Here is a 27,000-nt window from a genome sequence, read left to right as displayed (position 1 = left end):
AAGAGCAATTAACCTACGCTCATTTCCAATAAATTACACTCTTTTCGTAACTTCGGGCTACAAAGTTACTGAAAAGTTTCTCATGGCCTACAACGATAAGCACGAGATCGTGTTAAAAAAGATATCATATATACAATAAAAAAGGACCTTTATTCAAGGTCCTTTTTTATCACTTCATCCATTTCTTTTATTCGTTTCTCACGATCCTTGATGGGACCGTCTTTCGTATCACCTTTGAATACATTATCTGCACGATCGGTAACTTCAGTGCTCCATTCTTCAAACTCATTCTTAGCCGGACGGCCATTCGGTTCGATATTTTCCTCAGCAATCGAATCGTGTCTGTTAATCATATCATCCATATCTTCTCTTTTTTTATTGGTTACAATGATAATACAATATAAAAAGAGAAAAGTTCCGGGCGTTAATGTTTTTTGGACAACTCGCGTTCGCGTATCTGCAACTGTTCTTTATACAACTGGGGACGGAAAGGGACATAAAGGGTATAATCACTTTCAACCGCCTTGCCTCCCACCAGTGCCGGTGTCCAATTTGGCATTTCCTTCACAATGCGAAGAGCTTCTTCTGCAAACTCCGGATGAGTCGATTTTAATATATGAGGACGAAGAATCACTCCCTCCTTATCTATAGTAAACTCACACAAAGCATATCCCGAGACATTGTCTTTAAGCAATTCCGCAGGATAAATCATTTGTCCGGCTACATATTCCCGTACACAAACATCAGCCAAGCAGGGTAATTCTTCAATTTGCTTTCCCGAATGCGTTTTGAGCTTCGGACCAACAGAATAAATCCCCACATACATCGGCTTTTTGTGAGCGTCCGGCTGTTCTTTGGTACGGTGCTCCAGCTCTTTCAATAAAGCGGTTGCTTCCTCCGCCAATGCTTGTTCCGAAATATTTTCTCCCTGAGAAAACATGTAAGTCGACTGACAAACCAACACAAGCCGCTCCATCAAAGTACCTTTCATGGGTGACCACTTCCGTCCCATCATCTCTTTTCCTTTCGCATCTGTCGATGAGAAGTAATAAACAACTCCATCCAGTCCGGCTGTCGAACCGTCCAAATCCTGTATCTGGCTGGTTACCAGACGGGCGATAGCTCCCAAAGACTGGTATAAGGACTGACTGATCTCCACTGATTTAGTTTCCACTTTCACCGTTCCTTTCTCTGCCTGCCAATAGGTACGCGACAAAGTATTCGCAATCAACAGACAACGTCCGTTCTTCTTCTCTACCGACATTGCATATTCCGGTGAAAAAGAAGGAATGGCTACAAAACGCGCGTAAGGACGCTGTTGAAAACCTGTATTAAGCAAAGAAAAGACATTTCGATAATACTCACCCAACTCACCCGTATAGGTAGTAAAAGGCTTCACCGGCTCCAGATAGTCGATCTGAGCTGACAGGCGAAACGATAAAGTCAATAGCAGAAGAGAAATAACAATCTTTTTCATAAGTGTTCCCCGATTTTCGGTACATTCGGCAACAAAGATACAAATTATTTCGATGGTTCGTGATAAAATTATATCTTTGCACGGTTTTTACTAAGAAACTGAATAACAATACATCAAAAATATGATAGCTAAGATTGAACAACTTCTGAAAGAGGTGGAAGCTTTGCACGCCTCCAATGCCGAAGAACTCGAAGCTCTCCGCATCAAATACCTGAGTAAGAAGGGAGCCATTAACGATTTGATGGCGGATTTCCGTAACGTAGCTGCCGAACAGAAAAAAGAAGTCGGCATGAGACTGAATGAACTGAAAACTAAAGCGCAGGACAAAATCAATGCGTTGAAGGAACAGTTCGAGAGCCAGGATAATAGTTGCGACGGTCTTGACCTGACCCGCTCGGCTTATCCGATTGAACTCGGTACACGTCATCCGATTACAATTGTAAAGAACGAAGTCATTGATATCTTCGCACGTCTGGGATTCAGCATCGCCGAAGGTCCGGAAATCGAAGACGACTGGCATGTATTCTCGGCACTGAACTTTGCCGAAGATCATCCGGCACGCGATATGCAGGACACATTTTTCATCGAAGCTCATCCGGATGTAGTACTCCGTACTCATACTTCTTCCGTACAGACCCGTGTGATGGAAACTTCCAAACCTCCTATCCGCATCATCTGTCCGGGACGTGTATACCGTAACGAAGCTATCAGCTACCGTGCACACTGTTTCTTCCATCAGGTAGAAGCGTTGTATGTAGACAAAAACGTATCATTCACCGACTTGAAACAGGTATTGCTGCTCTTCGCCAAAGAAATGTTCGGCACAGACACCAAAATCCGTCTGCGTCCGTCTTATTTCCCATTTACAGAACCAAGTGCTGAAATGGATATCAGCTGTAACATTTGCGGTGGTAAAGGTTGTCCGTTCTGCAAGCATACCGGTTGGGTGGAAATCCTCGGTTGCGGTATGGTAGACCCGAACGTACTCGAATCAAACGGCATCGACAGCAAAGTATACAGCGGTTATGCTCTCGGAATGGGTATCGAACGCATCACGAACCTGAAATATCAGGTGAAAGACCTCCGTATGTTCTCCGAAAATGATACACGCTTCTTAAAAGAATTCGAAGCGGCATATTAAATAGAGCACAGAATTTACCAGTATGCCAATGTGCCAATAAAACCATCTGATGGTAATTGGGACATTGGCATTTAATCAATATACCGATTACACTGAAACGGGATGGCTTATCACCGTTCCGATCAGCAAATTGAACGTTCACTTATTATGGCAAAGGATAGACTCATTACTCCCGGTTATTGTTTCATCTTGGCAGCCAACTTCCTGCTCTACTTCGGTTTCTGGTTGCTGATTCCTGTTTTGCCGTTCTATTTATCCGAGTTCTTTCAGGCAGGAAATTCCACTATCGGCATCGTGCTTTCCTGTTATACGGTAGCTGCACTCTGCATCCGTCCGTTTTCCGGCTATCTGCTGGATACGTTTGCCCGTAAGCCGCTTTATCTTTTCGCTTATTTCATCTTTATGCTGATGTTTGCGGGATATCTTATCGCCGGCTCGCTTACCCTATTTATTATATTCCGAATTATTCATGGAGTCTCTTTCGGCATGGTCACAGTAGGTGGAAATACAGTAGTCATTGACATTATGCCCTCTTCCCGCAGAGGTGAAGGGCTGGGCTATTATGGACTGACCAATAATATCGCCATGTCCATCGGACCGATGTTCGGACTGTTTTTACATGACGGAGGGGTTTCTTTCGCTACAATATTCTGCTATGCGCTCGGTTCCTGTATGCTGGGATTCCTGTCCGCAAGCCTGGTGAAAACACCTTATAAACCACCGGTAAAGCGTGAACCGATTTCACTCGACCGTTTCATTTTATTAAAAGGAATGCCTGCGGGACTCAGCCTGTTGCTACTCTCCATCCCCTACGGAATGACCACCAATTATGTAGCCATGTATGCCCGCGAAATAGGAATCCATACACAAACAGGTTTCTTTTTTACCTTTATGGCGATCGGTATGGCCATTTCCCGTATATTCTCAGGAAAGCTGGTGGACCGGGGAAAGATAACCCAAGTAATTGCCGCCGGACTCAATCTGGTTATAATAAGTTTCTTCCTGCTCGCATCCTGTGTATATCTGATTCAATGGAATGATGCTGCCTGCACCATTCTCTTTTTCGGAATTGCCCTGCTGATGGGAATCGGATTCGGAATTATGTTTCCGGCATTCAATACTCTGTTCGTAAACCTTGCCCCCAACAACCAACGGGGAACAGCTACTTCCACCTACCTGACCTCATGGGATGTAGGAATTGGTATCGGTATGCTGACCGGAGGATATATAGCCGAAATCTGTTCGTTTGACAAAGCATATCTTTTCGGTGCCTGCCTGACAGTAGTTTCCGCTGTCTATTTCAAATTAAAAGTAACGCCTCACTACCATAAAAACAAGTTAAGATGAGAAAGAAAGAACGTTATGAAAAAGTAATCGCATGGTTTCAGGCAAATGTTCCTGTAGCCGAAACAGAATTACATTACAATAATCCGTATGAATTACTGATCGCTGTAATCCTTTCTGCACAATGTACGGATAAACGAGTAAATATGATCACTCCGCCTCTCTACAAGGACTTCCCGACTCCGGAAGCTCTTGCTGCCAGTACGCCTGAAGTTATTTTCGAATACATCCGGAGCGTATCTTATCCGAATAACAAAGCCAAACATCTGGTAGGAATGGCTAAAATGCTGGTTAATGACTTCAACAGCAAAGTGCCCGACAACATGGATGACCTGATCAAACTTCCCGGTGTAGGAAGAAAGACCGCCAATGTGATTCAGTCCGTCGTTTTCAACAAAGCAGCGATGGCGGTTGATACCCACGTTTTCCGTGTCAGTCACCGCATCGGACTGGTGCCGGACAGTTGTACGACTCCATTCAGCGTAGAGAAAGAACTGGTGAAGAACATTCCGGAAAAATTAATACCCATAGCCCATCACTGGCTTATTCTGCATGGTCGTTATGTTTGTCAGGCACGTACGCCGAAATGTGACACCTGCGGTTTGCAAATGATGTGCAAATATTTCTGTAACACTTATAAAGTTACAAAAGAGGCACCAAAAGCCAAGAATAAATAACGATTTAATAGCAAGGAACCGAAATAAATAGTAACTTTGCGGTCGATCAAAAAAAGAGAATATTAAAAACACTTTTAAATAAAAATAGAGTATTATGCAGACAATTGACAAATTCAATTTTGCCGGTAAAAAGGCATTTGTTCGCGTGGACTTCAATGTACCCCTGGACGAAAACTTCAACATTACAGATGACACTCGTATGCGTGCAGCTCTTCCTACTTTGAAGAAGATTTTGGCTGACGGCGGTAGCATCATCATCGGTTCTCACCTGGGCCGTCCGAAAGGCGTTGCCGACAAATTCTCTTTGAAACATATCATCAAACATCTGTCTGAACTGCTGGGCGTTGAAGTTCAGTTTGCTAACGACTGCATGGGCGAAGAAGCCGCTGTAAAAGCTGCTGCTCTGCAACCGGGAGAAGTTCTGTTGCTCGAAAACCTTCGCTTCTATGCTGAGGAAGAAGGCAAACCAAGAGGTTTGGCTGAAGATGCCACAGACGAAGAAAAGGCTGCTGCAAAGAAGGCTGTCAAAGAAAGCCAGAAAGAATTCACCAAGAAATTGGCTTCTTACGCTGACTGCTACGTAAACGACGCATTCGGTACAGCTCACCGTGCACACGCTTCTACAGCTCTGATCGCTAAATACTTCGACACTGACAACAAGATGTTCGGTTACCTGATGGAGAAAGAAGTAAAAGCTGTTGATAAAGTATTGAACGACATCCAACGTCCGTTCACTGCTATCATGGGTGGTTCTAAAGTTTCTTCTAAAATCGAAATCATCGAAAACCTGTTGAATAAGGTAGACAACCTGATCATCGCAGGTGGTATGACTTATACATTCACCAAAGCAATGGGTGGTAAAATCGGTATCTCTATCTGTGAGGACGACAAACTTGACCTGGCTTTGGATCTGATCAAGAAAGCAAAAGAAAAGGGTGTAAACCTTGTACTGGCTGTTGACGCTAAGATCGCTGACGCTTTCTCTAACGACGCTAACACTCAGTTCTGCGCTGTTGATGAAATTCCTGACGGATGGGAAGGTCTTGACATCGGTCCTAAGACTGAAGAAATCTTCGCTAACGTAATCAAAGAATCCAAAACTATTCTTTGGAACGGTCCTACAGGTGTATTCGAATTTGAAAACTTCACTCACGGTTCACGTACAGTAGGTGAAGCTATCGTTGAAGCAACTAAGAACGGTGCATTCTCACTTGTGGGGGGTGGTGACTCTGTAGCTTGTGTTAACAAGTTCGGTCTGGCTAGCGGCGTATCTTATGTTTCTACAGGTGGTGGCGCATTGCTCGAAGCAATCGAAGGAAAAGTTCTTCCGGGTATCGCTGCCATTAATGAATAATGAATTTATAACAATGTAATTTTAGATACGAGGGCAGTTCTTTGTGAAAAGAGTTGCCCTTATTTATATCTGACCCATCAACTAAGGCATGAAGAGAGCAGCACTCATATTCTGTATCCTCCTTTTCTTCCTTTATTCTTGCCAAAGAAAAAAAGGAGAAAGCGTCTTTATACCTTCAACAGAATTACAACCACTCACACTGGGAATGCTCCCGACTCTGGACGGACTGCCTTTTCACATAGCTAAAGCACAAGGAATCTACGATTCGCTGGGATTGGATTTGACCATCCTTTCTTTCAATTCCGCCTATGACCGCGACGCAGCGTTCCAGTTCAAATCAATGGATGGCATGATCACCGACTATCCCAGTGCAGTAACTCTACAGGCTATCCACCATACCGACTTAGGAATCATTTTGAAACATGACGGTTATTTCTGTTTTATAGTCTCCAAAGAAAGCGGTATCAACCAACTTCAGGAACTCAAAGAAAAAAATATAGCTGTTTCACATAATACGATTATCGAGTATGCAACCGGACAGCTACTGAACAAAGCGGGAATCAGTCAGGCAGAAGTGAACAAACCGGAAATCGCCCAGCTCCCTCTTCGCCTGCAAATGCTGCAATACGATCAGATTGACGCATCCTTCCTCCCCGACCCTGCCGCATCCATCGCAATGAATGCCCGTCACCGGTCTCTGATCAGCACACAGGAATTGGGAATTGATTTCACTGTCACCGCTTTCTCCCGAGAAGCCATCAACGAAAAAAGAAGAGAAATCGAACTATTAATCACCGGATATAATCTGGGAATAGACTATATAAAAATGCACCCGCAAAAAGAATGGAAACAGGTATTGATAGATATCGGCGTTCCGGAAAACCTGACCGGCCTCATTGCACTCCCTGTTTACAGAAAAGCGGAGCGCCCCTCAGCCGATGCCCTGGATAAAGCAGTAACATGGCTGAAAACAAATAACCGGATATCTCAGACATATTCCGGATACAAAAATCTGATAGATACAACTTTTACAAAAACAAATTCAACAACAATCAAATAACAACTAATCACATGCGAAAAACACTCTTTCGACTCTCAATGATCGCGTTCACCCTGCTTAGTATGCAGAATACGCTCACCGCACAGGAGAAAACGCCGTTGAATCAAGTAGTCAATACACTGAAAGAACGAATCAGTCTTGCCGGTTATGCACAACTGGGGTATACATATGACGATGCCGCCAATCCCGACAATACATTCGACATCAAACGGATCATCTTCATGGCACACGGTAAAATCACCGACAGATGGACATGCGATTTCATGTATGATTTCTACAACGGTGGTATGCTGCTCGAAGTATATACAGACTACCGGATCCTCTCCGGACTTACAGCACGTATCGGAGAATTTAAAGTTCCTTACACCATTGAAAACGAACTGTCTCCCACAACGGTAGAGCTGATCAACTGCTATTCTCAGTCAGTCTGTTATCTGGCAGGAGTCAGCGGCAGTGACAAATGTTATGGAATGACTTCCGGACGAGACATCGGTATGATGATTCACGGAAAACTATTTCATGATCTCCTGCAATACAAATTTGCCGTCATGAACGGACAGGGATTAAACACCAAAGACAAAAACAGTCAGAAAGATGTAGTCGGCAACCTGATGGTGTATCCTAACAAATGGCTGTCTGTAGGAGGATCTTTCATTCGGGGAACCGGACACGCCATAGGTGACTCCTAATATTCGGGAATCAAAACAGGAGAAAATTACGCCAAGAAACGCTGGAGCCTGGGAGGGGTTGTTACCACTTCCGCATTCAACTTCCGTACGGAATATCTTGCAGGAAAAGACAGAAACGTAAAAAGCGAAGGATTCTATGCGACAGGCAGCGTACGTTTATTACAAAATTTCGACTTTATCGCCTCTTTCGATTATTTCAATCCGAACAAAGCGGCAGATTTCAAACAAAATAATTACATTGCCGGACTGCAATACTGGTTTTATCCCAGATGCCGTGTGCAGGCACAATACACTTTTTGTGATAAAAAAGGAGACGGACAAAAGGATTCTAATCTGATACAAGCACAGGTGCAAGTCAGATTCTAACTTTTTGGCATCCTTTTTGTTCTATTACCTATAAATAATTGAACCATTATGAATGAAAAAACGATTAATGAACAATACACCTATATACGCTCTCTGCTTGAAGAAAAAAGACTTAAAGAAGCTTTGATGCAGTTGGAATCCCTGCTCTGGCAATGTCCGGACTGGGATTTACGTACCCGCTTGGAGCAGCTGCAAACCTCCTACAAGTATATGCTGGAGTATATGCGCCAAGGCGCAAACGACCCAGAACGCTGGAATGTATACAGAAAACTCGTAGCTGATACCTGGGAAATAGCCGACCGTTCGCGCCTGCTTATGCTGGACAATGCTTCATCAAGATATTATCATGAGGTACGCCGCACTCCCCGACCGGAAAGTCTGTCAGCATATACACTCAAAAAATTGCTGCACATGCTGGAGTCATTCAATGACGACTTGGCAGTCAGCGGACTGCTGTCTGACGAAAAGATGGACGAGGTACTGAAACGGCATGAAGAAACACTTAAATATATGTTTCTGCAAACATGGACCAACAGTGCATGGACTCCCGAAGAGGAAGAGGATGCACAATCCATGCTTACCTCCGAACTTCTTCCGGTGAATGATCTGTGCCTGTTTATCAGTGCTGTCACATTAAGTCTGATGGAATGTTTTGACCTGCGTAAAATCATGTGGTTGCTGGATGCTTACCGCCATCCGGATGTCAATGCCGGTCAACGTGCACTGGTAGGTGTCATTTTCATTTTCCATATCTACAGGAACCGTCTCTCACTCTACAACGATCTGGTCAAGAGAGTCGACCTCATGGATGAGATTCCTCCATTCAAAGAGGATGTGGCACGTATCTATCGCCAAATGCTACTATGCCAGGAAACAGAAAAGATAGACAAGAAAATGAGAGAGGAAATTATTCCTGAAATGTTGAAGAATGTTTCGTCCATGCGGAACATGAGATTCGGCTTTGAGGAGAATGAGGATGAGAACGATGACAAGAATCCGGATTGGGCGGACGCTTTCGAACAATCAGGACTGGGAGACAAGTTGCGCGAAATGAATGAGCTGCAACTGGAAGGAGCCGACGTATATATGAGTACATTTGCGGCACTGAAAAGTTATCCGTTCTTCCGGGAAGTACAGAATTGGTTTTACCCGTTCAGCAAGCAGCAATCCGATGTCATCAAGCAACTGAAACAGGAAGGTAACGAGAAAAATACATTGCTGGATTTAATTCTTCAATCAGGATTTTTCAGTAACAGTGATAAGTATTCACTCTTCTTTACGATCCGGCAGTTGCCAAAGGCACAGCAAGACATGATGCTAAGCCAGCTCGGTGAACAGCAAGTGGCAGAGCTGTCCGAAAAGTCGAGTGCGGAAACAATGAAGAAATTCAATGAGCGACCGGGAACCGTCAGCAATCAATATCTGCATGACCTGTACCGTTTCTTCAAGCTCAGTGTACGCCGCCACGAGTTTAGGGACATCTTTAAGGAGAAACTCGATTTACACCACATTCCTGCACTTAGTAACGTATTATATAGTGAAGATATCCTGTTCCCGATCGCAGATTTCTATTTAAAGAAAGAACGCTGGAATGAGGCAATAGAAGTGTACGAGGAAATGGAAACGATCGGAGCACTTCAGGGAAGAGGTGCGGAATATTATCAGAAACTGGGATATGCCCTGCAAAAAAACAAGAAGTATGCAGAAGCGATCGATGCTTATCTGAAAGCGGATACACTGAAACCGGATAACATCTGGAACAACCGCCATCTGGCTATCTGTTACCGGTTAAACCGAAATTATCAGGCTGCATTGAGCTATTATAAAAAGGTGGAAGAAGCTACACCGGAAGATACCAATGTTATTTTCCATATCGGCAGTTGCCTGGCCGAACTCGGACAATACGAAGAAGCTGCCAACTACTTTTTCAAACTGGATTTCATCGAAAGTAATTGCATAAAAGCATGGCGCGGCATCGGGTGGTGTTCATTCATCAGCCGGAAATACGAACAAGCCATGAAATATTACGAAAAAATCATTGAACAGAAGCCACTGGCTATCGACTATATGAATGCCGGACACGTCGCATGGACAATGGGAGACATTCAGAAAGCGGCCGCCCTGTACGGCAAGTCAATCACAGCCAACGGAAACCGTGAACGCTTTCTGGAGATGTTTCGGAAAGACAAGGAAGCTCTTCTCAAACAAGGTATTCAAGAAGAGGACATCCCGTTAATGCTGGATTTATTATAACTTCTTCAGCTCCCCGTACAGTTTCTGTATGGGGAGTCCCATTATATTATAAAAGCTGCCCGAAATAGACTTTACCCCTATATATCCGATCCATTCCTGCACTCCATACGCTCCCGCTTTATCCATAGGCTGATATTTGTCCACATAATACCGGATTTCCTCTTCGGACAAAACATCAAATTCCACATCGGATGCAGCAGTAAAGCTCTTTTGCCATTCAGTAGTCGTAAGACAAACACCGGTGAACACCTGATGTGACTTACCGGATAAAGAACGGAGCATTTCAACCGCCCCTTCCCGACCTTCCGGTTTTCCAAGCACTTTACCATCGAGCCAGACAATCGTATCTGCCGTAATCAACAGTTCCCCCGGTTGCATAATACTCCGGTAAGCATCCGCCTTTTCGCGGGAGATATATTCCGGAATCGCAGCACCAGCCAGATCGGCTGGATATGATTCATCCACATCCGGCAATGTCCTGACCACATAATCCACTCCCAAGCCTGACATCAGTTCTTTCCGGCGGGGAGAATTGGAGGCTAATATAATCTGATATTTATCTAAATTTCCAAGCATAGTTTTATTTATCATTTAGTGATCTACAACTCACCAGCCGAAAGCATCTTCCGCCATCCACTTGCCATGAGCTTTCAATACTTGTTCCACCACATCACGTCCACAGCCACGACCGCCATCGGCATGAGATATATACTTTGCAACCGACTTAACTTCCGGAACTGCATCTTTGGGACAACAAGGCAACCCGCACTCACGCATCACTTCTATATCAGGCACATCATCGCCCATATACAGAATTTCGTCATCAGACAGACCGTATTTATCGCGGAAATCACGGTAATCATGAATTTTCACTGCAGACCCCATATACAGATCCTTCACACCCAATGCTGCAAACCGGATACGTACCGCTTCTGTCCGTCCACCGGTAATGATAGCAATATGGAGTCCTTTCTTTACTGCCAGCTGAATGGCATAACCGTCTTTAATATTCACCGTACGCATCGGTTCTCCGGAAGGATGCAACGGGACTGTTGTCGAACTCAATACTCCGTCAACATCAAAAGCCAGCGCTTTGATGCGGGATAGATCATAATTGATGGTGCTCATGAATACTTTTACTCATTAATTTATAAATTTCCTGCAATGCCTGACTGCCTGCCAGCATAGAAAGATGCTTGTTCATCACATTCTCGTCATAGCGTACAGCCGGTCCGGTCTGCGCATCACGAGGAGCGAGTTCATGCACTTTGCGTGCCGTTTCGTCAATCAGGGGAAGCATGACATCAAATGGCAAATGATATTTTTCCAGCAATTCGGCGGCAAGAGCATACATATGGTTGGTAAAGTTACAGGTAAAGACGGCTGCCAGATGAAGACTTCTGCGTTGCTCCGAATCGGCTTCGTACACCTTATCAGAGAGCGTACCGGCAACCGCTTTCAGCAGCTCGGCATCTTCCGGTCTTTTTGCCTCAATAAAGAAAGGTACTTCCCGAAAATCAACTTCACGTTGTTTGCTGAACGTCTGCATCGGATAAAATACTCCGTAGCGTTCCGCATGACCTTCCCAAATATTCATCGGGATGCTACCTGCCGTATGTACCAGCAGCGCATGCTGCTTCCCATCAGTGATCTGAGGCAACAGTTCGACGAAAGCGGCATCTTTCAATGAAATAATATATAATCTCGCTTCATTCGATACGTCTTTTAAATCAGTGATATATTCCGCTTCCACTTCATTGGCTAACGTACGAGCCGATTCTTCCGTTCGGCTGTACACCTGCATGATACGGAATCCTTTCCGGTAAAGCGCTTTCGCCAGATTAGTTGCCAGATTTCCGGCACCGAGAAACACAACGGGCGTATCTTCAATACTTCTTTTCATTGTTTCTTTAACGTTTTGAAACCCAAAATAAAATAATTCCGATGATCAACAGTGCCAATGGCAACAGATAACCGGACAAGGAACCGAGCAATGACATTACCAAACCGATATTCATTACCAGCCACAGTCCCAACAGCACAAAGCCGACCGACTTGTCACGTTTGAAAATAAGAAAACTGATAGAGGCATACAACAACAAATTGTCCTTATTCATCACCCAAGGCAAACCTATAGAAGCAAAGGGGAGCAGTTTATTTATCAGGAAAAGAGTTCCGATGACAATAAAAGCGACGGCAGTAGCCTTATAAGTATCTTTATTATTATTTGCTTTGACAGCTCCCATCGTTATTTTCCTCCGAACTTATTAATATGAATTTTCTCCCACTGGAGGTGTTCTTCGTTGAAAGGCTTACGTTCCATTCCCTTATGTCCGATGGCAATCACGGAAAGAATCTGCAGTTGCAAAGGAATATCCAAAATTCCATGAACAAACTCGTCAGACGGCATTCCGGTTGCAGTGAAACGTTCGCGAACCTGTACCCAACAGCTTCCCAGCCCCAAATCTTCCGCCTGCAACTGTATCATGATGGAAGCAATAGAAGCATCTTCAATCCACACATCGCTTGCCAACGGATCAGCCATCACAACAATCGCCAAAGCAGCATCCGCAATGAACGAGGAAGCCTGCTCTTTGCAGTGAGACAGTTCTTTCAACTTTTCTTTATCATCGACTACCACAAACTGCCAGCTATTACTACGTTTGGAACTGGGAGACATCAAGGCAGCTTTCATCAGTGCCACAACCTCATCCTGTGTTAACTCCTCATCCGTAAATTTGCGCATACTGCGGCGATTCTTTATCAGTTCACTGAAATTTTCCATATTATTTCCGTTTTCATTTGATTTATGTATGCAAAGATAGCGCAAACCGATCGTAATAAGAAATGAAATTGTATCTTTGCACTGAGAAATATATTCATTATGAAAAAACGAATTACACAAGACGATTACATCAAAGCGAATCGTAAAGCCAGCCGTGAGGCAGAAATCAAAGAGCACGGACACCCCGTTTGTTACAAACGAGTGCATGAGTCAAAGAAAGTATATAACCGCAGAAAGATAAAGGCAGCCGATAAAAAGCTGCCTTATTTTTTTCATTTGGGATAGTGTCGGTATCCCAATGACATAGTGACACCATGAGACAGTGATAGTGACACTATCCTGTTGCGATAGTGACACCATGTTTTATGCAGTTCCTGATAGGCAGAAAGGGCGATTTCCTATACAATTCGCGTCAGTTCTCCAGTAGTGGAGTCTATGATAAACCCGTGCACTTTCACGTCCGACGGAATCAAAGGATGATGAACTATAAAATCGACCGTTCCCCTTACCGACTTCTCCGTATCTTCAAAGCCATCTAGCCAAGAATGAAAATCGACTCCACAAAAACTCATCATATGAATATAATCGGCATTAATACCCCGTGCCTTCATCTTCTCAAGCATTTCTTCACTGTGCATATGGCAGGCTCCACAATCAGAATGGGCAATCACCATTATTTCCTCCACACCTAACTCGAAGATAGCGACAAGCAGACTGCGAATCACACTACCGAAAGGATGGGAAATGACGCCTCCTGCATTCTTGATCATTTTAACGTCTCCGTTCTTAATGCCTAGTGCGGCCGGGAGTAAAGCTGTCAGACGTGTATCCATACAGGATAAGATAGCAATCTTTTTATCGGGATACTTATTCGTTATATATTCTTTATATCCCTCGTTCTTAACGAACTCTCTGTTATAAGCAAGCATTTCTTCTATCATAGCGCTATTTTGTTTGGACACACAAAAATAAAGAAAATAATAAAAAGCTGTATCAGGAAACAATGAAAATATACCGGAAATCCTTTTTAAACTTTTACGCAGGATACAGGTATGGAAACAAAGAGCCGGACAAGAGAAATCTCCTGCCCGGCTCCTATTAATTATGCTTGATTATTAATTAACTGATTAATAACCGGCGTTTTGTCCGAATTCTGCCGGATTATTGATCGCATCCAGATATTTCGTAGGAATAGGACGCAAATAGAATTCTTTCTTAAAGTGCTCAGCAGCACGCTTATTATAAGCAGCCAAACGAGTCTCAAAAGCAGCATTACGTTTCAGCAAATACCAGCGGGCACATTCGCCACAAAGTTCACGGGCATATTCATCGAAAATATAATTCAGATCCACTTGCGACTCACTGACCGTACCGGCACCGGCACGCGTACGGAGTACATTAATATATTTGGCAGCATCTCCCTTGTTCAAGCGTACCGATGCTTCAGCAGCAATCAGGTAAACTTCCGCCATACGCATGATCATCACATCCACAGTTTTTCTCTGAACGTCTCTGCCGACAAACTTATTACCCGGCATATTGAATTTAGAAAGAGCCGGATAAATAGATAACCACAAAGCACTGGCAGCACTAGGCTTGTCATAGGTAGCCCTGGCTGTTCCATTCTCATCGTAAAGATCGAAAACATTAAGAACCAACCCCGGATATTGAGCTTTTTCCTCTTCTGTCAGCGTCTTCAAAGAACAATAAACGGCATATTGATGAGCTTCTGCCGGATCTAAAGGCATAGCAGGATGAAGAATATTACCATCTGTTTTATCCTGAGTAGTCTTCGCTGTTCCATCTGCATTCCAGATAGCCAGCTGGCAGTAATTAGCATCGGCTGTACTATTGGATTCCAAGTTAAAATGAGGATAAACTTTCTTACCTATATTAGATGCGGGAATACCAAATTTAGTAGCAAGTGTGCTTGTGATTTCTTTGGCACACGCTGAACCTCCATATTCATAAGTCGCCCCCCATGCCGGTATAGAATAAGACGAGTAAGCTGAAATAAATGAATAACGAAAACGAGAGTCGTTCATATCAGCAGCAAAACAGTCCATCAGATATTTGGATGGCAGGAAGATATTACTGTTCGGACGACCGTAAACGAAGTTTGAAGTCTTGTCTACCAAACCCAGATCCGTATATGTTCCCAACGAAGGTAAGAAGTGACGGAACATTTCACTTTGTGAGTAGTTACCATTGGTGTAAGCGTCCGAATTTCTTTCGGCACCCGCAGCAATGAACAGAGCTTCTTCATTGTTACGATTATTATTTTCGTTGAATACATCGGCAAAAGCAGGATGCATATACCACTCATAAATCGCTTTATTATTAATCATGGTTGTCGCCGTATCATAGGCTTTTTCCAGAAAGCTGACACCATCGGTATCTTTCAGATCATAACCGGCACCATTAATATATGCACGTGCCAATAATCCCATCGCCGATTTCTTTGTAACGCGGCTATAGTAATCACTGAAACTTACAGGCAGATTCTCTACGGCAAACTTCAGGTCTTCGATAATGGCAGCATAAATTTCGGGAACGGTAGAACGGTGAGCATCAAAAGAAATATTCTCGCTATCGGCAGCCTTCAACTGCAAATCGACATTTCCAAACTGCTCCACCAGATTCATATAATAGTAAGCACGCAGACATCTGGCCTGTGCCACACATTCATTAATTTCAGTCTCATCCCCTGTCACATTCTCAGCTCCGTCAATCACAATATTACAGCTGTTGATACACAGATAAGAATATTGCCACACTTTATAATAATAGCTATCATCGGTTTTCATACCGTTATAACTATGATAACGCTGATAGCTGGAGCCCGATTTAGGTTCTTCCCAAATATCAGTACCCGCTTCCGTACAAACCAGATAGTCACTACTCTGATAGATGTTGTTGATCAAGGCTGTATAGCACGAGTTGGTGAATGCCTTATAAGTTTCCAATGTATAAGAACCATCGGAGAACTGACCCGAGTTGTTGGGGTTCACTTCATCAAGACTGCAAGAGCCCCAAGAAAAAACACCGGCAACAAGTAGAACTAAACTATATATCTTTTTCATATTGCTATTTTTTAGAAAGTTAAATTAAGACCAAATATGCAATCACGAGACAATGGGAAGTTGATGCTTCCGTTCATTTCCGGATCGTAATTCTTCACATATTTGTTTGGCGAATAAGTAAACAGGTTGGTCATTGTCGCATAAACTCTCAGATTACTGATACCAAAACGTTTTGTAAGTTTACCGGGTAACGTATAACCCAATGTTACGTTTTTAAGTTTAAAGAATGATCCATCCACATAATACATCGAATCATATCCTTCATAAGCACTTCTATCCTTGGATTTATCGATAGCATAGAACAAGACATCCTGATCTGCTTCGATCGTCTTGTCATAGTAAGTAAAATAAGTAGGAATATTGTAATCCGGATTAGGCGAATATTTACCTATCACACTACCATAGTTCATCATTTGCCCCCAACGTGCATAAAGGAAGACAGACAAATCAAAATCTTTGTATCTGAAATTATTCTTAAAGCCCAATGTCCAGTCCGGAGTATTACGACCTATTACCTGACGATCATAATCCGCACGTACACCATAAGGATTTTCTGCCGTAATATCAACGCGCTCTCCTTCAGGATTCATATAATAATAACCATTTCCGTCCTTCTTCACACTAGGTAAATCCAGCTTAATATCGCCCGGTTCGCATCCGAACAAAGCAGCAGTTTCCTTTTCGCTATATTGCCAGATACCCAACACTTTATATCTATAGAAAGAACCGACTCCTTCGCCGACTTTGAACACCATATCACCCTTTTTTGCATTGAACATCATATCCTGCCCTTCGATCAAAGATTTAATTTTTTCTTTGTTGGCGGTAAATGTCACTGTTGAGCTCCAAGTAAAATCTTTCTTCACAATATTACGAGTATTAAGAGCAAGTTCAATACCGCGATTTTCTGTTTCAGCAGCATTCTTGTTCATTTTATAAGTAGTGCTACCTGTGTAATTACCCATAATAGATGTCGGCAATGCCTGAGAAAGAATTACATCCGTTGTTTTTGTCCGATACAAATCCACCGTCAGATCAATACGATTATTGAGGAAGCTGGCGTCAATACCAATATTCAAGTCATGAGTCTTTTCCCATGTCAGATTACGGTTAGTGATATACTCCGTAAACTTGGCTGACGGAACAGTCATTCCTCCCAAAGAGGTTGTCACATTTTCCAAAGATGCCATAGAACTGTATTCAGCAATACCGGCAGTAGTTCCGGCAACACCATAGCCTACACGCAGTTTCAAGTTATCCAACCAGCTTTTTGTACCAGCCATAAATGCTTCATCCGAGATTCTCCAGCCTACAGAAACTGCCGGGAATAAATTCCATCTATTGTCTTTCGACAAACGGGAATCCGCTTCATAACGACTGGAAGCAGAAAACAGGTATTTACCTTTGTATGAGTAGTTGACACGACCGATAAAGCCCATCCCTTTCGACATCAGATATTTGCTGTTCAGTTTCTTATTATCAGCATTCTGCAATGCATACCACAACATATCATTGGTCGCCGGGTTTTCACCATAGACATAATATTCTTCACTCTGATTGTAATTCCAGGAAGTAACCCCTGTAACCGTCAGGTCATGATCCTTATTAAATGTATTGTGATAAGTTACTATGTTTTCCCATTTGTAATTATATCCCGTCTTATTGGTAGCTTCGCCATATGCCACCGTACTGCCTTTCAACACATTATAGGAGCCTTCTCCCATAAATTTACCGGCACGAGATTGAGAATAACTGCCTCCAAGCTGTGACTTGACAGACAATCCTTTTACCGGTTTCCATTCAAGATAAGCGTCAACATAAGCCCTTCCTGCTTTAGTATTATTCTTATATACTCCATCCTGTTCGTCTGCTAACGGATTCGGGTCTGATGATGAACCTGGAATCGGGAATTCCGTGATAGAGCCGTCTTCATTATAAGGAGTACCTAACGGGGTGGCAAACAATGCTCTTTCCAAAACGGCATTACGTGAATTCTTGTTGGAGAAAGATGCCTGAACATTAATACCGGCATTCATCCATTTATTGATTTCCTGATCTATACGGACACGGGTAGAGTACACTTTATAGTCATCATTCTCATACATACTCTTCTCATCAGTATAGTTCAACGAGAAATAGGCTTTCGTCTTCTCAGTACCTCCGGCAACGGAAATACTATAATTCTGCTTCAAACCTGAGTGTAATACTTCATCTCCCCAGTTTACCCATTGGTTGTTTTTGATGGCATCGTATCTTTCACCGAAAATTTCCTCCTCATTAGTAGTACCGACAGGCTTATAAGAATCTTTTATATAATTAATGTATGAGTCACCCGTACGCATCTTAGGAACTCGGGCACCCATAGTCGTTCCGGCATAAGCATTAAAATTGATGACCGGTTTTCCACTCTTGGATCCTTTCGTAGTCACGATAATAACACCATTCGCACCACTTGAACCGTAGATAGCTGTAGAAGATGCATCTTTCAGTACTTCGATAGATTCAATATCATTGGGATTCAAGGTAGCAATATCACCCGGCATACCATCGATAATATAAGTCGGCTTAAATGCATCTGAAGAGATATTACCATCCTCATCCAACTGTAAAGAGCGGGTACCACGCAACTGAACTGTCGGTGACGAACCTGCCTGACCTGAAGAATTAGTGATATCCAGACCTGCAATTTTACCTTGCAGCGCATCCATCGGATTCACGCCCGGATTCATGGTGATATCCTCTGATTTCACAGAAGCAACCGCACCTGTCAAATCACGTTTCTTTACCGTACCGTAACCGATGACCACTACCTCATCCAAAGCCTGTGTATCCGGAACCATCTTTATATTCAGCGGGGCATTTCCGCTCACAATGATAGCCTGTTCTTTATATCCGATATAAGAAACAACCAGTTCTTTACTTCCGCCCGGAAGATTAATGGAGAACTTACCGTCAAAATCAGTTATCGTACCTGTACTTGTACCTTTCACCACAATAGAAACACCGATCAACGGTTCTCCATTTTCATCTAAAACAGTTCCTTTCACTGTCTTTGTCTGCATGACGGCTTGCACAGTAATATCATTCACACCATTTTCTGCATAAACAGATATGGCAGAAGGGGCACACAATAAAGTCAGCCCTAAAATCATGGAAACGCGTCTATGCTGTGTCTTCCACGCTTCAACAAATGCATTCTCTCTCATTCGTTTTAATTTAAAGTTAATATTAATTTTCCTTTGTTTAGTAAAATACAATTAGCATAATCTTTTACATAGACGTTTCCATTTTACTTCTGTACTCACAAAGGACGACAATAATACAAAAATTCGCTTTTCCAAGCCTTTTTTTCCTCAAATATATGCAAAGGATAAAAAGACAAATTTTAGGCTAAGCCAACAAATTCTCTTTTTTATTGTTGAATGAAGAATAAAAAGTGTAAATTTGTATTTGGATGCCACTTAAACTAACAACATATTATCGCGGAAAAGACATTCCTGATTTACCGGGAACCAATACTTTTCATTCCAAGGAGTTGTTTCAGATCTATGAATCGACTCCGGGATATACCCCGCTACTGATAGTGGCAACAGAAGAAGGCAGACCTGTAGCACGCCTGCTTGCCGCCATACGCAAGACCAAAAAGTGGCTTCCCTCCTCTCTTGTCAAACAATGTGTGGTATATGGTGCAGGTGAATTTCTGGACACTTCTCTACCGGCAAGTAAAGAGAAGGAGGAAGAAATTTTCGGTGAAATGCTGGAGCATCTCACACAAGAAGCATCACGCACCTGCATTCTTATTGAATTCCGCAATCTGGATAATTCCATGTTCGGTTACCGTTTCTTCCGAAAGAACGACTTTTTTCCGGTCAACTGGCTGCGTGTCCGTAACTCTCTGCATAGTACGCAGAAAGCGGAAGACCGTTTCAGCCCGTCACGTATCCGTCAGATCCGGAAAGGACTCAAAAACGGAGCCAAAGTAGTAGAAGCCCATACGGTGGAAGAGATTAAGGAATTCTCGCGGATGCTGCACAAAGTTTATTCTTCACGAATACGGAGATATTTCCCTGCCAATGACTTTTTCCGCCACATGAACAGCATGCTTATCAGAGGAAAACAGGCAAAAATATTCATCGTAAAATACAAGGAAAAGATTATCGGCGGCTCCGTCTGCATCTATTCCGGCGAAAATGCTTTTATCTGGTTTTCAGGAGGAATGCGAAAGACCTATGCACTGCAGTCACCCGGCATACTGGCAGTATGGAAAGCACTTGAAGATGCCCATGAACGGGGATTCCGTCACATGGAGTTCATGGATGTAGGACTTCCCTTCCGCAAACATGGTTATCGTGATTTCGTACTCCGTTTCGGAGGCAAACAAAGCAGTACCCGCCGTTGGTTCCGTATCAGCTGGCCATGGCTGAATAATCTTCTGGTCAAGTTTTATGTCTAAATGTAATCTCAAGATTACAAAACCCGTCTTTGTCACCCATCCGGAGCATTTTTTATGCTTTATTCCCCAATAATTAAATGCAGAAATATTTCTTTATTAGACAAGAAATGTCTTTCTTTGTGCTGTTTTATGCCATATAAGCACATAATTAAACCATATAAAAAAATATAGTTATGAAGATTTCACACATTGAGCATCTGGGCATTGCTGTAAAAAGCATCGAAGAAGCCCTTCCTTACTACGAAAACGTATTGGGTCTGAAATGTTACAACATCGAAACAGTAGAAGATCAAAAAGTAAGAACCGCTTTTTTAAAGGTAGGTGAAACAAAAATCGAATTGTTGGAGCCGACTTGCCCCGAAAGCACCATTGCTAAATTTATTGAAAACAAAGGTGCAGGTGTTCATCACGTAGCATTTGCCGTAGAAGATGGCGTAGCTAATGCTTTGGCAGAAGCAGAAAGCAAAGAAATCCGTCTGATTGACAAGGCTCCCCGCAAAGGTGCCGAAGGTCTGAACATCGCTTTCCTTCACCCGAAATCAACACTGGGTGTGCTGACAGAACTCTGCGAACACTAATCATAAACTCTAAAAAAACAACAAGAACTCATGAGTAATCAACTTGAAAAAATTAAAGAGCTTATTGAACGCCGTGCCGTTGCACGCATCGGAGGCGGCGAAAAAGCAATTGCGAAGCAACATGAAAAAGGGAAATACACAGCGCGTGAGCGTATAGCCATGCTGTTGGATGAAGGTAGCTTCGAAGAAATGGACATGTTCGTTGAGCACAGATGCACGAACTTCGGCATGGAGAAAAAGCACTATCCGGGTGATGGTGTAGTAACCGGTTGCGGTACTATCGAAGGTCGTCTCGTATATCTTTTTGCACAGGACTTTACCGTTACTGCAGGTTCACTGTCGGAAACAATGTCACTGAAGATCTGTAAGATTATGGATCAGGCAATGAAGATGGGTGCTCCTTGTATCGGTATCAATGACTCGGGCGGTGCACGTATCCAGGAAGGTATTAACGCTTTGGCAGGTTACGCAGAAATCTTCCAGCGCAATATCCTCGCTTCGGGTGTCATTCCGCAGATTTCCGGTATCTTCGGTCCTTGTGCCGGCGGTGCTGTTTATTCTCCGGCACTGACAGACTTCACACTGATGATGGAAGGTACTTCTTATATGTTCCTTACAGGTCCGAAAGTAGTGAAAACTGTAACCGGTGAAGACGTAAGCCAGGAAAACCTCGGCGGAGCAAGCGTTCACTCTACCAAATCGGGTGTTACTCATTTCACTGCCAAAACAGAAGAAGAAGGTCTGGCATTGATCCGCACACTTCTGAGCTATATTCCTCAAAACAACCTCGAAGAAGCTCCATACGTGGATTGCACAGATCCGATCGACCGTCTGGAAGATTCTCTGAACGATATTATCCCCGACAGCCCCAACAAACCGTATGATATGTACGAGGTTATCAGCGCTATCGTGGACAACGGTGAATTCCTGGAAATCCAGAAAGACTATGCCAAGAATATCATTATCGGTTTTGCCCGTTTCAACGGTCAGTCTGTAGGTATTGTAGCCAATCAGCCTAAATTCCTTGCCGGTGTACTCGACAGCAACGCATCTCGCAAAGGCGCACGTTTCGTTCGTTTCTGCGATGCTTTCAATATCCCTATCGTGTCGTTGGTAGACGTACCGGGATTCCTTCCGGGAACAGGCCAGGAATACAATGGCGTTATCCTTCATGGTGCCAAACTGCTGTATGCTTACGGTGAAGCTACTGTACCTAAAGTAACAATCACATTGCGTAAATCTTACGGTGGTTCTCACATCGTGATGAGTTGTAAACAACTTCGTGGTGACATGAACTATGCTTGGCCAACAGCTGAAATCGCTGTAATGGGTGGTGCAGGTGCAGTAGAAGTATTGTACGCGCGTGAAGCCAAAGACCAGGAAAATCCGGCTCAGTTCCTTGCCGAAAAAGAAGCAGAATATACAAAACTGTTTGCCAATCCTTATAATGCAGCTAAGTATGGTTACATCGATGATGTCATCGAACCCCGTAACACACGTTTCCGCGTGATCCGTGCTTTGCAGCAGTTGCAGACTAAGAAACTGTCTAACCCGGCGAAGAAACATGGTAATATTCCGTTGTAATCCAACTTTTCACATTAAAACAAGAACGATTATGAACAAAACCAAAATCGGAATATTCCTTTCTCTGCTGTTGCTGATTGGATTGACTTCCTGCGGAGAGCAAAAGTCGAACAATAAGCTATTGCTGAATGAAGTCCTGATAGACAATCAAAACAACTTTCAGGATGACTACGGCTTGCACAGTGCATGGATTGAAATATTCAACAAATCATACGGTAGCGCAGACTTAGCAGCTTGTTTATTGAAAGTAAGCAGCCAGCCGGGCGATACAGTAACTTATTTTATCCCGAAAGGTGACATACTTACATTAGTAAAGCCACGCCAACATGCGTTATTTTGGGCAGACGGCGAACCTAATCGTGGTACCTTCCATACCAGCTTCAAACTGAATCCCGAAACAGCCAATTGGGTCGGTCTTTTTGATTCAGGCAGAAAGCTACTTGATCAAGTTGTCATACCAGCAGGAACTTTAGGTCCCAACCAGTCTTATGCACGCATAAGCGACGGAGCAGCAGACTGGGAAGTAAAAGGCGGAAGCAAAGACAAATACGTAACCCCGAGCACGAACAACAAAACCCTTGACAGTAATGCCAAGATGGAAAAGTTCGAAGAACATGACTCAGTCGGTATCGGTATGTCTATTTCAGCCATGAGCGTAGTATTCTGCGGATTGATTCTTCTCTTCATTGCCTTCAAGGTGGTAGGTAAAGTTGCTGTCAACCTGAGCAAACGCAATGCGATGAAGGCTAAAGGCATCGATAAAGTCGAAGCGAAAGAGCTTTCACAGGCTCCGGGTGAAGTTTATGCTGCTATTTCAATGGCATTACACGAAATGCAGGATGAGGTACACGACGTAGAAGAAACGGTGCTGACCATCACTCGTGTGAAGCGCAGTTATTCACCGTGGAGTTCGAAGATTTACACCTTGCGTGAAAATCCTAACAGAAAGTAAATCATTCCCTAAAAAGATAAAACGATGAAAGAATATAAATATAAAATCAACGGTAACTCATACAAAGTAACCATCGGAGATATTGAAGATAATATCGCTCATGTAGAAGTGAACGGTACGCATTACAAAGTAGAAATGGAGAAACAACCGAAAGCTACTCCCAAACCGGCAGTAGTACGCCCTATGCCTAACTCACCGGCTGCTCCTACCACACCGGTAGTAAAACCGGCTGCTCCTTCTACCGGCAAATCAGGCGTTAAGTCCCCACTGCCAGGCGTTATCCTTGACATCAAAGTAAATGTAGGTGATACAGTGAAAAGAGGACAGACTATCATTATATTGGAAGCCATGAAGATGGAAAACAATATCAATGCAGACAAAGACGGTAAAGTGACTGCCATCAATGTCAACAAGGGAGATTCTGTTCTTGAAGGTAATGACCTCGTAATTATTGAATAATATGGGAGATTTTATTAACTTTTTAGGAAATAACCTTGCCGATTTCTGGACCTACACGGGATTTGCCAACGCGACAGGTGGACATATTGCTATGATCATTATCGGTTTAGGCTTTATTTACTTAGCTGTAGCCAAAGAGTTCGAGCCGATGTTGTTAATTCCTATCGGATTCGGTATTCTGATCGGTAATATACCTTTCAATATGGACGCCGGACTAAAAGTCGGTATATATGAAGAAGGTTCTGTATTGAACATATTGTATCAGGGAGTAACGTCCGGCTGGTATCCACCGCTCATCTTCTTAGGTATCGGTGCCATGACAGACTTCTCGGCGCTAATCTCCAATCCGAAGCTGATGCTGATCGGTGCGGCTGCCCAGTTTGGTATCTTCGGTGCATACATGATCGCATTGGAAATGGGATTTGACCCGATGCAGGCCGGTGCTATCGGTATCATCGGTGGAGCAGATGGTCCGACGGCTATCTTCCTTTCGTCCAAGCTGGCACCTAACTTAATGGGAGCCATTGCGGTATCCGCCTACTCCTATATGGCGTTAGTTCCGGTGATACAGCCGCCTATCATGCGTCTGCTCACCACCAAACACGAACGCGTTATCCGTATGAAACCGCCACGTGCCGTTTCTCATACAGAGAAAGTGATTTTCCCGATTATCGGTCTGTTGCTGACCTGCTTCCTGGTTCCTTCCGGTCTGCCTCTGCTGGGTATGCTGTTCTTCGGTAACCTGTTGAAAGAAAGTGGTGTAACCCGTCGTCTGGCTAACACAGCCAGCGGTCCGCTGATTGACGTTATCACTATCCTGTTAGGTTTGACAGTAGGTGCCTCTACTCAGGCTTCCGAGTTCCTGACACTCGACTCCATCAAGATCTTTGCCCTCGGTGCACTGTCATTTATCATTGCTACCGCATCAGGTGTGATCTTCGTTAAGATCTTCAACCTCTTCCTCAAGAAGGGCAATAAGATCAATCCGTTGATCGGTAATGCAGGTGTATCTGCCGTTCCCGACTCTGCACGTATCTCACAAGTTGTCGGTCTGGAATATGATCCAACCAACTACTTGCTGATGCACGCTATGGGTCCGAACGTAGCAGGTGTAATCGGTTCAGCTGTTGCTGCCGGTATCCTGTTAGGATTCTTAATGTAGGGACAAGGTGCCCCTGTCAGGCTTCCATTCGGAATGCCGGGACAAAATATTAGGTGCGGATATTGCTGTTTTAGATGCAATATCCGCACTTATCATTATGTTATCTTCTCTTATCATTCCGTTAATCTATTCCAAAAAGGCTACGAATAATTCGTAAATACGATATTTTTTAGCATCTTGCGTCTTTGTTACGACACACTAAAATAAATATTTATGAAACGGATTATTCTCCTCGCCTTCCTTTGTACCACCACCCTGGTGATGGCGCAGCGCATCAATCATGTTCAGGAAGCAATAGCAAACTACGATTACGAGGCAGCTCTCACTCTCATTGCCAAAGAAAAGCCGACAATTCCCCTACTCTTGCAAAAAGGTAAAGCACAACGGGGACTTGGGATGAATACAGAAGCACTTTCCACTTATCAGGAAATCATAACCAATGACACTGCCAATACCCGTGCATATATCGAAGCAGCCGAATGCTGCCGTTCATTGGCCAAATACCAACAGGCACTGAAATATTATGAACAGGCACTTGATCTGAATCCGGAAAACAAATATGTGCGTATTCAATACATCGGACTACTGCTCTCTTTACAGAAGTTTCAGGATGCTTTAGGAGAAAGTAGTCTGATGACAGAGAAAGACAGTTCCGCCATCGCCTTGCATCTGCAGGCCCAAAGTTTCGAAGGTATGGGAGAGCTTCTCCCCGCCACGGGGTGCTACTATAATATACAGGAGAAATACCCCGACGACTATCTTGCCGCCGCCAAGCTCGCCGCACTGAACATAGCCGGTTCTTATTTCAACGAAGCAATTGAAGCCACGGAGAAATATCGGCAGATTGACACCACCAACATCGCTGTCAACCGCCAGAATGCACTGGCATATTGTCTGAATAAGGATTATCCTACCGCTATCCAGCGTTATGAATACCTGGTGAGCCAGGGCGACAGTTCTTTTCATACCTGTTATTATCTGGGTATCAGCTATTATGCGGAAGAGAAATATTACGAAGCACATGACTTTCTGGAAGCCGCCCGAAAACATGATCCTGAAAACGTAAACCTGCTTTATTATCTCGGCCGTGCCTGCGCCAAGACTTCATGGAAGAAGTTAGGCGTAGAGTATCTCGAAAAAGCGCTTGATCTGACTATTCCCAAAGACAGTAATATGGTACGGCTCTATATTGGCATGACCGACTGCTACAAAATGGCACAGATGCCTAAAGAGCAGATTGAATCGATCAGAGAACGCTACCGGAAATACGATAAACAAAATCATAAGCTGCTCTATGATATGGCTTTCATTTATTTCTATTCGCTGAAAGACAAGAAAAACACCGAACGCTGTCTGGAAGCATTCTTAAAAACACGCCCGAAAGAAGATAAGGAAGAAGAAGCGAAACTAAACGAACGAGGCGAACTCGTTTTAGGCACTAAGAATTATTATAATGCTGCAGCCAACTGGCTGAAAGACATTCAAAGTAAGCAAAAGATAGAAGATTTCTTCTTGGGAGGAAATGTGCCCGCTCAGAAACCGGAATAAGCAGATAAAGGATATTACGTAAAAAAGGCTGCAAC

The 27,000-nt window shown here is 43.5% G+C and carries 24 protein-coding genes and 1 pseudogene; 15 read left to right on the top strand and 10 right to left on the bottom strand.

Going from position 1 to position 27,000, the window contains the following annotated elements; genetic code table 11:
- Positions 1 to 149: 149 nt before the first annotated feature.
- Positions 150 to 362 (bottom strand): hypothetical protein, encoded by a 213-nt coding sequence (locus KTR07_RS22955; RefSeq protein WP_008767859.1) that lies wholly within the window; start codon positions 360 to 362, stop codon positions 150 to 152.
- Between the two features lie 62 nt (positions 363 to 424).
- A complete protein-coding gene (locus tag KTR07_RS22950; RefSeq protein WP_011107933.1) occupies positions 425 to 1,477 on the bottom strand; it encodes an energy transducer TonB in 1,053 nt (350 codons plus the stop codon).
- 121 nt (positions 1,478 to 1,598) lie between these two features.
- On the opposite strand from KTR07_RS22950, the gene pheS reads away from it, so the two are divergent.
- The 7 genes and pseudogenes from pheS (at position 1,599) to KTR07_RS22915 (ending at position 10,361) form a co-directional block, all read left to right on the top strand.
- Positions 1,599 to 2,618: a phenylalanine--tRNA ligase subunit alpha gene (pheS, locus tag KTR07_RS22945; RefSeq protein ID WP_008763378.1), complete on the top strand. Its 1,020-nt coding sequence runs from the start codon at positions 1,599 to 1,601 to the stop codon at positions 2,616 to 2,618.
- A gap of 147 nt (positions 2,619 to 2,765) precedes the next feature.
- Positions 2,766 to 3,965, top strand: a complete 1,200-nt coding sequence (locus tag KTR07_RS22940) for an MFS transporter (RefSeq protein WP_008763377.1) — start codon at positions 2,766 to 2,768, stop codon at positions 3,963 to 3,965.
- On the top strand, positions 3,962 to 4,639 hold the full coding sequence (gene nth / locus KTR07_RS22935; protein WP_008767855.1) for an endonuclease III: 678 nt from the start codon (positions 3,962 to 3,964) through the stop codon (positions 4,637 to 4,639). The genes KTR07_RS22940 and nth overlap by 4 nt, the downstream gene beginning before the upstream one ends.
- Before the next feature lie 94 nt (positions 4,640 to 4,733).
- Positions 4,734 to 5,993: a phosphoglycerate kinase gene (gene pgk / locus KTR07_RS22930; RefSeq protein ID WP_008763375.1), complete on the top strand. Its 1,260-nt coding sequence runs from the start codon at positions 4,734 to 4,736 to the stop codon at positions 5,991 to 5,993.
- An 88-nt stretch (positions 5,994 to 6,081) separates the two neighbouring features.
- Positions 6,082 to 7,053 carry an ABC transporter substrate-binding protein gene (locus KTR07_RS22925; RefSeq protein ID WP_048695648.1) on the top strand — a complete coding sequence of 324 codons (972 nt, stop codon included), beginning with the start codon at positions 6,082 to 6,084 and terminating at the stop codon, positions 7,051 to 7,053.
- Between the two features lie 62 nt (positions 7,054 to 7,115).
- Positions 7,116 to 8,108: pseudogene (locus tag KTR07_RS22920) on the top strand (porin).
- Between the two features lie 48 nt (positions 8,109 to 8,156).
- Positions 8,157 to 10,361, top strand: a complete 2,205-nt coding sequence (locus tag KTR07_RS22915) for a tetratricopeptide repeat protein (protein WP_016267007.1) — start codon at positions 8,157 to 8,159, stop codon at positions 10,359 to 10,361.
- Here the strand turns inward: KTR07_RS22915 and KTR07_RS22910 are convergent.
- The 5 genes from KTR07_RS22910 to KTR07_RS22890 are packed head-to-tail and all read right to left on the bottom strand — an operon-like array spanning position 10,356 to position 13,146.
- A complete protein-coding gene (locus tag KTR07_RS22910) occupies positions 10,356 to 10,937 on the bottom strand; it encodes a Maf-like protein (protein WP_016267006.1) in 582 nt (193 codons plus the stop codon). The genes KTR07_RS22915 and KTR07_RS22910 overlap by 6 nt on opposite strands.
- Positions 10,938 to 10,967: 30 nt before the next feature.
- On the bottom strand, positions 10,968 to 11,489 hold the full coding sequence (locus KTR07_RS22905) for an HAD family hydrolase (RefSeq protein WP_048695643.1): 522 nt from the start codon (positions 11,487 to 11,489) through the stop codon (positions 10,968 to 10,970).
- Positions 11,470 to 12,264, bottom strand: a complete 795-nt coding sequence (locus KTR07_RS22900) for a Rossmann-like and DUF2520 domain-containing protein (RefSeq protein WP_048695640.1) — start codon at positions 12,262 to 12,264, stop codon at positions 11,470 to 11,472. The genes KTR07_RS22905 and KTR07_RS22900 overlap by 20 nt, the downstream gene beginning before the upstream one ends.
- Before the next feature lie 7 nt (positions 12,265 to 12,271).
- Entirely contained in the window at positions 12,272 to 12,607 is a 336-nt protein-coding gene (locus tag KTR07_RS22895) for a hypothetical protein (RefSeq protein WP_008763370.1), read from the bottom strand.
- A gap of 2 nt (positions 12,608 to 12,609) precedes the next feature.
- Positions 12,610 to 13,146, bottom strand: a complete 537-nt coding sequence (locus tag KTR07_RS22890; RefSeq protein ID WP_008767848.1) for a nitroreductase family protein — start codon at positions 13,144 to 13,146, stop codon at positions 12,610 to 12,612.
- 99 nt (positions 13,147 to 13,245) lie between these two features.
- Here KTR07_RS22890 and KTR07_RS22885 point away from each other — a divergent pair, with 99 nt between their 5' ends.
- Complete coding sequence (locus KTR07_RS22885) at positions 13,246 to 13,431, top strand: hypothetical protein (RefSeq protein WP_008763368.1); 186 nt, start codon at positions 13,246 to 13,248, stop codon at positions 13,429 to 13,431.
- 113 nt (positions 13,432 to 13,544) lie between these two features.
- Here KTR07_RS22885 and KTR07_RS22880 read toward each other — a convergent pair whose 3' ends face one another.
- The 3 genes from KTR07_RS22880 to KTR07_RS22870 all read right to left on the bottom strand — a co-directional run bounded on the left by KTR07_RS22880 (position 13,545) and on the right by KTR07_RS22870 (position 19,435).
- A complete protein-coding gene (locus KTR07_RS22880; RefSeq protein ID WP_008763367.1) occupies positions 13,545 to 14,087 on the bottom strand; it encodes a carbonic anhydrase in 543 nt (180 codons plus the stop codon).
- A gap of 186 nt (positions 14,088 to 14,273) precedes the next feature.
- On the bottom strand, positions 14,274 to 16,229 hold the full coding sequence (locus KTR07_RS22875) for a RagB/SusD family nutrient uptake outer membrane protein (protein ID WP_008767847.1): 1,956 nt from the start codon (positions 16,227 to 16,229) through the stop codon (positions 14,274 to 14,276).
- A gap of 11 nt (positions 16,230 to 16,240) precedes the next feature.
- A complete protein-coding gene (locus KTR07_RS22870) occupies positions 16,241 to 19,435 on the bottom strand; it encodes a TonB-dependent receptor (protein WP_117578843.1) in 3,195 nt (1,064 codons plus the stop codon).
- Positions 19,436 to 19,683: 248 nt separating this feature from the next.
- Here KTR07_RS22870 and KTR07_RS22865 point away from each other — a divergent pair, with 248 nt between their 5' ends.
- The 7 genes from KTR07_RS22865 to KTR07_RS22835 all read left to right on the top strand — a co-directional run bounded on the left by KTR07_RS22865 (position 19,684) and on the right by KTR07_RS22835 (position 26,965).
- Positions 19,684 to 20,682: a GNAT family N-acetyltransferase gene (locus KTR07_RS22865; protein WP_008763365.1), complete on the top strand. Its 999-nt coding sequence runs from the start codon at positions 19,684 to 19,686 to the stop codon at positions 20,680 to 20,682.
- Between the two features lie 173 nt (positions 20,683 to 20,855).
- Entirely contained in the window at positions 20,856 to 21,260 is a 405-nt protein-coding gene (mce, locus tag KTR07_RS22860; RefSeq protein WP_002561104.1) for a methylmalonyl-CoA epimerase, read from the top strand.
- A 30-nt stretch (positions 21,261 to 21,290) separates the two neighbouring features.
- Entirely contained in the window at positions 21,291 to 22,844 is a 1,554-nt protein-coding gene (locus KTR07_RS22855; protein ID WP_008763364.1) for an acyl-CoA carboxylase subunit beta, read from the top strand.
- 31 nt (positions 22,845 to 22,875) lie between these two features.
- Complete coding sequence (locus KTR07_RS22850; protein WP_008767844.1) at positions 22,876 to 23,796, top strand: OadG family transporter subunit; 921 nt, start codon at positions 22,876 to 22,878, stop codon at positions 23,794 to 23,796.
- Between the two features lie 24 nt (positions 23,797 to 23,820).
- Positions 23,821 to 24,255 carry a biotin/lipoyl-containing protein gene (locus KTR07_RS22845; protein WP_048695632.1) on the top strand — a complete coding sequence of 145 codons (435 nt, stop codon included), beginning with the start codon at positions 23,821 to 23,823 and terminating at the stop codon, positions 24,253 to 24,255.
- A 1-nt stretch (position 24,256) separates the two neighbouring features.
- Complete coding sequence (locus KTR07_RS22840) at positions 24,257 to 25,417, top strand: sodium ion-translocating decarboxylase subunit beta (RefSeq protein ID WP_011107939.1); 1,161 nt, start codon at positions 24,257 to 24,259, stop codon at positions 25,415 to 25,417.
- 213 nt (positions 25,418 to 25,630) lie between these two features.
- Positions 25,631 to 26,965, top strand: a complete 1,335-nt coding sequence (locus tag KTR07_RS22835) for a tetratricopeptide repeat protein (protein ID WP_008767841.1) — start codon at positions 25,631 to 25,633, stop codon at positions 26,963 to 26,965.
- Positions 26,966 to 27,000: the final 35 nt, after the last annotated feature.

The sequence above is a fragment of the Bacteroides sp. MSK.20.82 genome (assembly GCF_019052485.1).
GTDB classification, from domain to species: domain Bacteria; phylum Bacteroidota; class Bacteroidia; order Bacteroidales; family Bacteroidaceae; genus Bacteroides; species Bacteroides thetaiotaomicron.
This window is presented reverse-complemented; position numbering and strand designations above follow the sequence as displayed.